Annotated in this window: 10 protein-coding genes; 3 read left to right on the top strand and 7 right to left on the bottom strand. The window is 76.3% G+C overall.

Annotated features, from left to right (window positions below; all coding sequences use genetic code 11):
- Positions 1 to 123: 123 nt before the first annotated feature.
- From ACI79U_RS19710 to ACI79U_RS19680, 7 genes are all read right to left on the bottom strand, one after another.
- Complete coding sequence (locus ACI79U_RS19710; RefSeq protein WP_457070342.1) at positions 124 to 780, bottom strand: flavin reductase family protein; 657 nt, start codon at positions 778 to 780, stop codon at positions 124 to 126.
- A 31-nt stretch (positions 781 to 811) separates the two neighbouring features.
- Complete coding sequence (locus ACI79U_RS19705; protein ID WP_457072680.1) at positions 812 to 1,372, bottom strand: peroxiredoxin family protein; 561 nt, start codon at positions 1,370 to 1,372, stop codon at positions 812 to 814.
- A gap of 117 nt (positions 1,373 to 1,489) precedes the next feature.
- Complete coding sequence (locus ACI79U_RS19700) at positions 1,490 to 2,623, bottom strand: glycosyltransferase (RefSeq protein WP_457070344.1); 1,134 nt, start codon at positions 2,621 to 2,623, stop codon at positions 1,490 to 1,492.
- Positions 2,620 to 3,423, bottom strand: a complete 804-nt coding sequence (locus tag ACI79U_RS19695; protein ID WP_457070346.1) for a carotenoid biosynthesis protein — start codon at positions 3,421 to 3,423, stop codon at positions 2,620 to 2,622. Before ACI79U_RS19695 ends, ACI79U_RS19700 begins: the two co-directional genes overlap by 4 nt.
- Complete coding sequence (locus tag ACI79U_RS19690; protein WP_457070348.1) at positions 3,420 to 5,081, bottom strand: phytoene desaturase family protein; 1,662 nt, start codon at positions 5,079 to 5,081, stop codon at positions 3,420 to 3,422. Before ACI79U_RS19690 ends, ACI79U_RS19695 begins: the two co-directional genes overlap by 4 nt.
- Positions 5,078 to 5,665, bottom strand: coding sequence for a GNAT family N-acetyltransferase (locus tag ACI79U_RS19685; RefSeq protein ID WP_457070350.1), 588 nt, complete (start codon positions 5,663 to 5,665; stop codon positions 5,078 to 5,080). The genes ACI79U_RS19690 and ACI79U_RS19685 overlap by 4 nt, the downstream gene beginning before the upstream one ends.
- Positions 5,662 to 6,180 (bottom strand): YbaK/EbsC family protein, encoded by a 519-nt coding sequence (locus ACI79U_RS19680; protein WP_457070352.1) that lies wholly within the window; start codon positions 6,178 to 6,180, stop codon positions 5,662 to 5,664. Before ACI79U_RS19680 ends, ACI79U_RS19685 begins: the two co-directional genes overlap by 4 nt.
- A gap of 278 nt (positions 6,181 to 6,458) precedes the next feature.
- On the opposite strand from ACI79U_RS19680, the gene ACI79U_RS19675 reads away from it, so the two are divergent.
- From ACI79U_RS19675 to ACI79U_RS19665, 3 genes are read left to right on the top strand one after another with little or no spacing between them, the layout of a single operon-like run.
- Positions 6,459 to 6,782: a DUF6504 family protein gene (locus ACI79U_RS19675; protein WP_457070354.1), complete on the top strand. Its 324-nt coding sequence runs from the start codon at positions 6,459 to 6,461 to the stop codon at positions 6,780 to 6,782.
- A complete protein-coding gene (locus ACI79U_RS19670; RefSeq protein ID WP_457070356.1) occupies positions 6,782 to 7,324 on the top strand; it encodes an SAV_6107 family HEPN domain-containing protein in 543 nt (180 codons plus the stop codon). The genes ACI79U_RS19675 and ACI79U_RS19670 overlap by 1 nt, the downstream gene beginning before the upstream one ends.
- Before the next feature lie 44 nt (positions 7,325 to 7,368).
- Entirely contained in the window at positions 7,369 to 11,106 is a 3,738-nt protein-coding gene (locus tag ACI79U_RS19665; protein ID WP_457070433.1) for a DNA polymerase III subunit alpha, read from the top strand.
- Positions 11,107 to 11,110: the final 4 nt, after the last annotated feature.

Here is an 11,110-nt window from a genome sequence, read left to right as displayed (position 1 = left end):
CCGGAGTCAGTCGGGCGTTAGCGTGGGACACGAGCGACCTCCGCGGTCGGAATGGATGCCGTCAGACAGCTCCACCCGACCCGGAGGTCGCTCCCGCGTCAACAACGGTCCTGCTCAGTACAACTAGCCGCCGCGCAGGCGCTCGCCGATCCCGGGGTCCCCGGCCCAGTCGCGGTAGGGGATCCGGCGGATCTCCCTGACCTCGCCGATCGTCGACCACTCGTTGCCGCCGAGCCGGGCCAGCGGCCGCAGTCCCTCGATCCGAGGCCGGCCGTCCTCGACGGCGGACTCGTGGACGGTGATGTGCACGACCCGGCCGAAGACGACGGTGCTGTCGCCGAAGGACACCGTGCCGTGCAGCACGCACTCCAGCGACACCGGCGACTCGGCCACCCGGGGCACGCCGACCGCGGCGCTGGGCTCCAGCCGCACCCCGGTGTGCTGGGCCTCGTCCTGGTCCGGTGGGAAGTCGGTGCCGGTGGCGTTGACCTGCTCGAACAGCGCCTCGGGGGTGAGGCTGACGGTGAACTCCCGGGTCTGCTCGGCGTTGGTGAGCGAGTCCTTGCGCCCCACCGAGGTGAACTGGACGACCGGCGGGTCGACGCAGGAGACCGTGTAGAAGGAGTGCGGGGCGAGGTTCAGCACGCCCTCCGCCGAGCGGGTGCAGACCCAGGCGATCGGCCGGGGGACGACCACGGAGTTGAGCACCCGGTAGAAGGCCCCGGGTGCCATCTCGGTGGGATCGAAGTGCACCCGTGGTGGGCTGCTCGGTTCGGTCACCCGGTCATCATCGCGCCCGGCCGCTCGTGGCTCAGCTCTGGCCCTGGCGCTCCGGTGGGTGCTCGGCGCGCCAGTCGTCGAAGGCGGCGAGGAACGACTCGGCCATCCGCTGCTCGGTGACCAGCTGGTCGCGGTCCCGGTCGTCGACCATCCGCTGGCTCAGCGCCATCGTGTTGAACCGGATCGCCCGGAAGTACGGGATGAACGACCGGGGCTGGAACGCCCGCTCCGACGGCCGGGGGGTCACGCCGGCCGGGGCCCACGGGGCGGGCTCGGGCAGCGCCGGCAGCTGCAGTGCCTCGACCGCGGCCAGCACCGGTTCGTCATCGGTCCGGTCGGTGAAGTCCCGGGACAGCTCCCGGAACACCTCGCGGCCGTCCGGGGCCAGGACGACGACGAGCGGCCGGAAGATCGACGCGTCGGCGTCCCAGGCGCCCAGCGGCTTGGCCAGCCGTTCTCCGTCGGGGTCGCTGGCCCACCGGAAGGGCAGGTGCCACGTCCGGTTCATGGCCAGCTGGACCTCGGGCGGATCGACCGACGCGAGCACCACCTCCGCACCGGCGGCGGAGAAGCGGGACGAGGACCGGGCCAGGCGGACCGCCTGGGCGCAGCAGTAGGGCTACCAGTCGCCGCGCAGACCGACCAGGACGAGGGCGGCGCGATCGTCGGCGCGCAGGGCGAGCAGCTCGCTGGGGTCCATGGCTCCAGGCTAGGGGTGCGGGGCGGTGGGCGCCGGGTGGTCCGCACCCGCCACCGCCAGGGTTCGGCCCCGCCACTGCAGCGTCCCCCGCCGGCGGTCGACCAGCGACCGGGCGACCAGCACGTCGAGCAGGGCGATCGACACCGGGTGCGCCAGCGCGTCGGGCCAGGACCGGCTGCCCGTGCGGGCGGCGACGACGGCCCGCCCGGCGACCCCGGCGGCGTAGCCGACCGCGCCGGCGCGGGAGCCGGTGAGCGCGGCCAGCGGCGGGACCAGCCACACCGCGGTCAGCCCGGCGGCGGCGGCCACGGCGGCCACCGGCCGTCCGCCGACGGCCGACCAGAGCGACTTGGCGTACCCGGCACGGACCTCCGGCCAGCCGCGGTACATCCGGCAGGCGGCCAGCGTCGACCCGTCGACGACGACGCCGCGGCCGCCGGCCGACTTCACCGCGCGCAGCAGGGCGACGTCCTCGATCACCTCGCCGCGCACCGCCGCGTGCCCACCGGCCCGGTCGTAGGCGGACCGCCGGACCACCAGGAACTGCCCGTTGGCCGCCGCCAGCGACGGCCGTGGGGACCGCTCCGCCGCGCGCAGCGGCAGCAGGGTGGCCCACAGCCACTGCTGGAGCGGCTGCACCAACCGCTCGGCGGCGCTGCCGGCCAGCTGCCGGGGCCAGGGGGAGACCAGGTCCAGCCACGCCTCGTCGAGCAGCGCGACGGCGGCCGCGATCGCGTCGGGCATCAGCCGGACGTCGGCGTCGAGGAAGACCAGCACGTCGGCGTCGCCGGCGGCCGCCGCGCCCTGCGCGCAGGCGTTCGGCTTGCCCAGCCAGCCCGGCGCGGGCGGGGTCGCGCGGAGCAGGGTGATCCGGTCGTCGGCGGGGATGCGCTCGGCGGTGCCGTCGGTCGACCCGTCGTCCACCACCACGACCGCCAGGTGCGGCACGCCGCGCTGGTCGAGCACCGCGGCCAGGCAGTCGCCGACCTGGTCGGCCTCGTCGCGGACCGGCAGCACCACGGTGACCCGCCGGGTCAGGGACGGCGGGGCAGCGGGCGGGCGGCGCAACAGCCGGGTGTTGACCGCGGCGTGCACCGCGCCGAGCACGGAGAGGCCGGCGCAGACCCGGACAAGCCGGCTCATCGGCGCGCCCGCACGGCCACCGCGGCGAGCACCGGCAGCGCCAGCAGCAGCCCCCAGAGCGCAGAGCCGGGGAGGTCGAGCCACCCGGCGTGCGCCAGCGCCCCGCCCAGGGTCATCCAGGCCAGCACCAGCATCGGCGGGGCGTCCCGGGTGCGGCGGGGGCGCGCGGTGCGGGTGACCAGCAGGTCCAGCAGCGTCATCAGCACCAGCCCGGCCAGCAGCCAGCCGCCCAGGTTGGTCAGCGGCACGGTGTCGATCCCGGGCAGGCCCGGTTCCGGGTGCGCCCAGCGCCAGTAGCCGGCCTGCACCAGCTGCGGGTCCAGGACGACGTCCCAGGCGGCGAAGACGTAGGCGGCCACCAGCACCCGGGCCACGCGGGGACGCCGGAGCGGGCGGGTCAGCCACGCGGCCAGCACCCAGCTGGGCCAGGCCATCATCAGCCAGGCCAGCGGCACCAGGAACGGCACCCCGAGCAGCGTGGGCCCCAGGACGTCGCTGTAGGCGTACTCGCCGTAGGGGAAGCCGGTGGCCAGCCCGAGCGCCTCGAACAGCACCGCCACGGCGCCGACGAGCACCAGCACCCCCAGCCCGGTGCGCCAGCCGCGGCTCACCGTCGCCGCGCTGACCGTGACCCCCGTGCCCAGCAGCACGATCGTCCAGCTGACCGTGTCCCGGGCGCCGCCCTCGGTGAGCGGGTAGGCGATCGCGGTGGCGACGACGCCGACCGCCAGCGCCCAGGGCAGCCAGGCGGCCGGCGCCCGCCCGGCGACCGGGCGCCGCTCGGTGACCGTGCCGGTCACCGCCGGGCGCTCCGCAGCCGCTCGCCGGCGAGGGTGCGCAGGCGGGCGGCCGGCCGTCGGTCGGCGAGCACCACCCGGGCGGCGGTGCGCCCGGAGTTGCCGGAGACCCCACCGCCGGGGTGGGTGGACGCGCCGGCGAGGTAGAGCCCGGCCAGCCCCGGCACCCGGTGCCCGGAGAGCGCGGGGGTGGGGCGGAAGCCGAACATGCTGGCCAGCCCCATCTCCACGTGCATCACGTTGCCGCGCAGCAGACCCAGCTCCCGTTCCAGGGCCAGCGGGGTCTGCACGTACAGCCGCTGTACCGAGTCGGCGAACCCCGGCGCGTACCGGTCCACCGCGGCGATCAGCTGCTGGGCGGCGGCGTCGGCGATGGTGTCCCAGTCCGACCCGTCGGCGAGCGTGTAGGGGTACCACTGACCCCAGATGGTGACCACGTGCTGCCCGGGCGGGGCCAGGCTCGGGTCGCTCGCGGAGAACGACATCGCCAGCGGCACCGGCTCCCGGGGCAGCTCGCCGGCCAGCCAGTCACCGTGCGCGCGGGCGAGCTGGGCCCGGTCGGTGCACAGCAGTTGCAGTCCCTGCAACGCCTCGTCGCCCGCGCCGGGGTAGCGGGGGAGGGCGTTGGTCTGCGCGCGCAGCACCAGGCCGAACCCGTTGCCCACCGGCGGTTCGGCGGTGGTCAGCGCCGGGGGTGCGTCGTCCCCGGCGAGGGCCTTGGTGGTCAGCACGTGGCAGGCGGCGACGACGGTGCCGGCCCGGATCCGCCGGCCGGACTCGGTCTGCACGCCGGTCACCCGGCCGTCGTCGACCAGCAGCCGGGCGGCGCCGTCGCCGAGGGTGACCCGGCCACCGTCGGCGGCCAGCCGCGCGGCCAGCGCCTCGGTGAGGCCGCCGGAGCCGCCCACCGGGTGCCCGGGCGGGACGTCGTGCAGCAGGGCGACCCAGGCGACCATCGCGGCCGTGCCCGGCTCGGACATCGGCGGCCCGGACTGGGCGCCGAACCAGGCCAGCGCCGCCTTGAGCCGCTCGCTGGTGAACCACCGGTCCAGCAGCGCGTCGCCGGAGCCGAGGAAGTCGGTGGCGATCTCCCCGCCCGGGGTGCGCGGCTGGCCGCGCCGCGGCGCGCCGACCGGCCAGAGGTGCCGGACCAGCCGGCTCATCGCCGGGCGGTCGCCGAAGGCCTTGACGACGGCGGCGCTGCGCGGGCCCCAGACCGCGACGAACCGGCGGTAGGCCGCGGCGTCGGCCTCCCCGCAGGCCGCCGCGATGGAGGCGCAGGTGGCGTCCAGGTCGACGGAGAACACCAGCGGGCGACCGTCAGGACCGGGGTCGCCGGGCGCGGGTGCGGGGGCGAAGCCCCAGGGGTCGCAGTCGACGTACCGCAGCCCGAAGCGCTCGAGCTCCAGCTCCTCGACCACGCCGCTGTGCCGGATGATCACGTGCGCGCTGGACCCCCGGTCGACCCGCACGCCGGGCCACCGCTCGACGGTGGAGACCGCGCCGCCGAGCACCTCGTCCCGCTCGACCACCTCGACCCGCAGGCCGGCGCGGGCCAGGTGGCAGGCGGCGACGAGGCCGTTGTGCCCGGAGCCGATGACGACGGCGTCGACGGTGCTGTCGGTGCTGGTCGGACCCTCCGGGCGGCTGGTGCTGATCACGCCCTCCGGGCGGTGGGGGTGAGCGGGAGGCGGGCGCCCAGGATGGCGAAGGGCCTTGAGTCGCCGGGGAAGTGGTAGCCGCGGGCCAGGTCGACGAAGCCGTCGGCGTGGTACAGCCGGAAGGCCTTGGTGTCGGTGTCCGGGGTGCTCAGCAGCGCCGCCGGGTGCGGCAGGTCGGCCACCAGCGCGTGCAGCAGCTGGCGGCCGATGCCCCGGCTCTGGTGGTCGGGCAGCACGTGCAGCTCGCACACCTCGAACGCGCCGGGCAGCCACTGCTTCGCGGTCCGCCGGTCCAGCGCGTTGCGCACCTGGTCGTGCCACCACTGGCCCGGCTCGACCAGGTAGCCGTAGCCGAAGCCGACCAGCCGCTCGGTGCCGTCGCCGGGGGCCCCCTCGGCGAACGCGCCGACGGCCCGGAAGCCGGGGCGCTCGGTGTGCTGGACGGCGTAGCCGTAGCGGCCGGCGACGACGGACTCGCCGTAGCCCATCGCCGCGCCGTAGACGGCCAGCGCCTCGTGCAGGTGCTCGCGCAGCCAGCCGGCCGGGATCTCGGTGACCCGGGTGGCGGGGGTGGTGCCGGTCATCGGTGGGCCTCCTGGGGGACCGCGGGCCCGGGGCCGACCTCGGCGGCCGTGCCGGCGGTGAGCTGCAGCAGCTCGTCGTAGGTGGTGGGGAAGACGGCGTGCGGGTGACCGGCCGCGGCCCACACCGTGGGGTACCGGGCCAGCTCGACGTCGACCAGGGTGCCGATCGGTGCCGGGTGCCCGATCGGGGCGACCCCGCCGATGGCCTGGCCGGTGTGCTCGCGGACGAACGCCGGGCTCGCCCGGGTGAGCGAGGAGACGCCCAGCAGGCCGGCCACCAGCGACTCGTCGACCCGGTGCGCGCCGCTGGTCAGCACCAGCACCGGCTGCCCGCCGGCGTCGAACACCAGGCTGTTGGCGATCGCACCGACCGGGACGTCGAGCGCGGCGGCGGCGGCCGCTGCGGTGCGGGCGCTGTCGGGCAGCACGCGCACCTCGCCCGGGGCGCCGGCGGCGCGGAGCAGCCGGGTGACCTCGGCGACCCGTGGGTGCGGGGTCTCCTCCGCGGCGGTCATGCCGGCGATCCTCCCACCGCGACGCCGGACGTGCGCCACCGGTGATCAACCGCCCGGAGCGGCCCGGGCCACTCCAGGCCGCGGAGAGTGCAGTGGCTGTAACGACACGGTCGGGACACGCCCGCGTCGGCTTGACGCCCCCCGGCCGGTCCGGTCTACTCAGCAGTGTTCGAACACCTGTTCGAACACCGGATCGTGCACCCCGTCCGGCGCCCTCCGGGGCGCTTCCCCGCCGGGCAGGTGCGCGGCCGGTGGGGGCGAGAGTGCGGGAGTCTGTCATGAGCCGAGTGCTCGTCGGGGCCGGTGGCCACGTCGGTGAAGAGGTCCAGGTCGAGCGGGGAGCCGAGGGGCCGGCGCAGTTCTGGCGCGGCGAGACCCGGTACGTGGTGGGGGAGCTGCTCGACTCCTGGGTGGAGACCTCCCCCTGGTGGCAGACCGGCACCGGGCAGGGTGGTGCGTCGGCGGAGCTGGTGGCCACCCGCCAGGTGTGGCGGGTGGAGGCGGTCCGGGCCGGCCGGTCCCGGATGAGCTTCGCCGGGGTGTTCGACCTGTCCTGGGAGCCGACGGTCAACCAGTGGCTGCTCGTGCGGGTGCACGACTGATGGCCGCGCGGGTCCTCACCCCGGTGTCCACCACGCCGTCCTCCCCGTCCGCGGACCGCTCCGGCCGGGACCGCCCGGTCCAGGGCCAGCTGCCGTTGCCGCCGGCGCTGCCGGTGGCCGCGGCGCAGCTGCTCGGCCAGGCCCACCGCGGGCTCGCCGAGGCCGCGGCGGCACCGGAGGCCGGCTGGCGGTACGCCACCGCCCACCTGGCCGCGTTGCGCGGTGCCGCGGCGCTGCTGGCCGCCCGCACCCAGCCGGAGAGCGGCCGGCGCCGGCCGCGCAGTGCGTGGGTGCTGATCAGCCAGGTGGCACCCGAGCTGGCCGAGTGGGCGGCGTTCTTCGCCGCCGGCGCGGGCAAGCGGGCCGCGGCCGAGGCCGGGCTGTCCTCTGCGGTCACCGAGCGGGAGGCCGACGACCTGGTCCGGGACGTCGCCACCTTCCTGCGGGTGGTCGAGTCGACGATCAGCCGCACCCCGCCACCGGCGCCGGCGCGCACCCGCCCGGGTGACGGCCGCCGGCCGGCCGGGCGGCCCCGCCCGTGAGCGGCGACCCCTTCGTCCACCTGCACGTCGCCTCCGGGTGCTCGATGCGCCACGGCGCCAACCACCCGGCCGACCTGGTGGCCCGGGCCGCCGAGCACGGCATGGGGGCGCTCGCGCTGACCGACCGCGACGGCCTCTACGGCGCGGTCAAGTTCGCGCTGGCCTGCCGGTCGGCCGGCATCCGGCCGCTGTTCGGGGTCGACCTCGCCGTCGACCCCGTCGCCGGCGGTGAACCGGGGGAGACCGGGCGGGTCCGCTCGGCGGAGCTGCGCCGGGCGCACCACCCCGCCGGCCGCCGGTCGCCGGCCCGCGGCGGGGCCGCCGTCGACCCCCGGCTGCCCCGGGTCACCTTCCTGGCCCGCGACGGCGCCGGCTGGCGTTCGCTGTGCCGGCTGACCAGCGCCACCCACCTGGGGGGCACCCGGGGTGAGCCGGTCAGCTCGCTGGCGCTGGCCGGGGAGCACGCGCCCGGTCTGCTGGCGGTGCTGGGCCCCGACTCGTCGGTGGGCCGGGCCCTGGCCGCCGGCGACGTCGACCTCGCCCACGCCCGGCTGGCCGCCTGGCGGTCGGTGTTCGGCCGTGGCGACGACGGGGCCCGGCTGGTCCTCGAGGTCGTGCACCACCGCGGCCGGGGCGACCGGGCCCGCGCCCAGGCGATGCTGCGGCTGGCGGCCGAGACCGGCGTGCCCGCGGTGCTCACCAACGCGGTGCGCTACGTCGACGCGCTCGACGCCCCCACCGCCGACGTCCTGGACGCCGCCCGCCGGCTGGTCCCGCTGGGGGAGCGGCACGTCGACCGGCGGACCGCCGAGGGGTACCTGAAGTCGGGCAAGGAGATGGCCGAGCTCGCCGCCGAGCTGGCCGGGCCCGACCGCGACGCCGCGCTGCGGCTGCTGGAGACCACGGCCCGGGTCGCCGAGCAGTGCGCCGTCGACGTCCGCGCCGATCTGGGCATCGGCAGCGTCCGCTACCCCGAGCTCGACGTGGTCACCACCGCCGCCGAGCGGGGGATGGGCCCCTCGGCGGTGCTGCGCGCCCGGTGCGAGGCCGGCTTCAGCCGGCGGGCGTTGACCCCCACCGCCGCGGTCCGTGAGCGGCTGGAGGAGGAGCTGGCGGTGATCGACTCCCTCGGCTACCCCTCGTACTTCCTCACCGTCGCCGACGTGGTCACCCTGATCAAGGAGCTGCGGGTGCGGGCGGCGGCCCGGGGCTCGGGCGCCGGCAGTCTGGTCACCTACCTGCTGGGCATCTCCGACGTCGACCCGATCCGCTACGGCCTGCTGATGGAGCGCTTCCTCTCCCCGCTGCGCCACCAGCTGCCCGACATCGACATCGACGTGGAGTCCGCCCGGCGGATGGAGGTCTACGACGCGGTGATCGCGCGCTTCGGCGCCGACCGGGTCAGCTGCATCTCGATGATGGACACCTACCGGGTGCGGCACGCCATCCGCGACGTCGGGGCGGCCCTCGGGCTGCCCCCGGCCGAGATCGACGTGGTGGCCAAGGCGTTCCCGCACATCCGGGCCGACCAGGTGCACGCGGCCCTGCGCGACCTGCCGGAGCTGCGGGCCAGCCGGCTGGGGTCGAGACGATCCGGCGGCAGCGGTGATCTCGACCTGCTCTTCGACCTGGTCGCCCGGCTCGACGGGCTGCCCCGGCACATCGCCCTGCACCCGTGCGGGGTGCTGCTGTCCGACGCCACGCTGCTGGACCGCACCCCGGTGGAGAGCAGCTACCTCGGCTACCCGATGAGCCAGTTCGACAAGGACGACGTCGAGGAGCTCGGGCTGCTCAAGCTCGACCTGCTGGGCATCCGGATGCAGTCGGCGATCGCCCACGCGATGGACGAGGTGGCCCGGGTCGACGGGCAGCAGGTCGACATCGACGCCGTCCCACGCGACGACCCGACCACCTTCGAGCTGATCCGCAGCACCCGGACGCTGGGGATGTTCCAGATCGAGTCACCCGGGCAGCGGGAGCTGGTCGGCAAGTTCGCACCGACCACCTTCGAGGACCTCATCATCGACATCTCGCTGTTCCGGCCGGGCCCGGTGAAGAGCGACATGGTCACCCCGTTCCTGCTGGCCCGGAACGGCTGGCGCGACCCGGAGTACCTGCACCCCGCGCTGAAGCCGGCGCTGGAGCAGACCGCCGGGGTGGTGGTCTTCCACGAGCAGGTGCTGATGATCGTCGCGGCGATGACCGGCTGCTCGCTGGCCGAGGCCGACGAGGTGCGCCGGGCCCTGGGGGAGCGCGACGCCCACCCGGAGGTGAAGGCCTGGTTCGCCCCGCGCGCCCTCGACGAGGGGTTCCCCGTCGCGGTGGTCGAGCAGGTGTGGGAGGTGCTGGTCGCCTTCGGCTCCTTCGGGTTCTGCAAGGCGCACGCCGCGGCGTTCGCGCTGCCCACCTACCAGTCGGCCTGGTTGAAGACCCACCACACCGCGGCGTTCCTGGCCGGGGTGCTCACGCACGACCCGGGCATGTACCCCAAGCGGCTGATCCTCGACGACGCCCGCAACTTCGGGGTGCAGGTGCTGGGGCTGGACGTGAACGCCTCGGCCGGCACCTACCGGGTCGAGCGGGTCGAGCCGGTGGGCGAGGAGCCGGAGCGGGTGGGGTCCCGCCCCGGCTGGATGCCGGCGTCGATGCCCGCGCCGGGCCGGTACGGCATCCGGCTGTCGCTGGCCGACGTCAAGGGCATCAACGACGACGAGGTGCGCCGGATCGTCGCCGGGCAGCCGTACCGCTCGCTGGCCGACTTCTGGACCCGGGCGGGGGTGTCCCGGCCGGTGGTGGAGCGGCTGGTCCTCGCCGGGGGCTTCGACTCGGTCTACGGCTTCGGGGTGCGCGACAGCGAGGGCGGCCGCCCGGCCCGCCGGCGCCAGCAGCTGACCCGCCGCGACCTGCTGCTGCAGATCGGCGAGCTGGACCGGTGGAGCCGCAGCGGCCGGAAGGCCGGCAGCACCGGCCAGCTGGGGCTCGACCTGTTCGGGCTGGAGGCCATGGCAGGCGGGAACACGGCGGGCGGGAGCACGGCGGGCGGGAGCGAGGAGACGGCCGGTGACGGCGGGGACGACGGACTGCCGGACTTCGTCCCCTCCGGGCTGCCGGAGTTCACCGACGCCGAGCGGGTGCGCGCCGAGCTGGAGGTGCTGGGGCTGGACGCCAGCCGGCACGTCGTCGACTTCTACCGGCCGTTCCTCGCCGCGCTCGGGGCGGTCCCGGCCGGGGAGCTGCTGGGCTGCCGGAGCGGCTCGGAGGTGCTGGTGGCCGGGGTGAAGGTGGCCACCCAGACCCCGCCGATCCGGTCCGGCCGGCGGGTGGTGTTCGTGACGCTCGACGACGGCACTGGGTGCGCGGACTCGACCTTCTTCGAGGACGCCCAGGGCCCCTACGCCGCCACGGTCTTCCACTCGTGGCTGCTGGTGGTCCGCGGGGTGCTGCGGCGCACCGGCCCGCGCGGTGTCTCGCTGCGCGCCACCGGGGCCTGGGATCTCCCCGCGCTGCACGAGGCCTGGGAGGCCGGCGGGCTGGCCGCGGTGGCGGAGCTGACGGCCGCGCCGGGGGAGTACACCGAGCAGGCGATCGCCGGGGCGGCGGCCTCGCACGGCTCGCGGCCGGTGGTGGTGCGCCCGGTGCTGGTGCACCCCACCGGGTTCCGGATGTCGCCCTACGCCGACATCAAGCCGGCCGGCGACGACGCCGCGACCGCGGCCCGCCGGGCAGCGGCCGCGCCGCCGCGGAAGCTGTGGCACTCCAGCCCCGGCAGCTCGGGGCACTGAGGAA

It is taken from the genome of Modestobacter sp. SYSU DS0904 (assembly GCF_054051115.1).
This window is presented reverse-complemented; position numbering and strand designations above follow the sequence as displayed.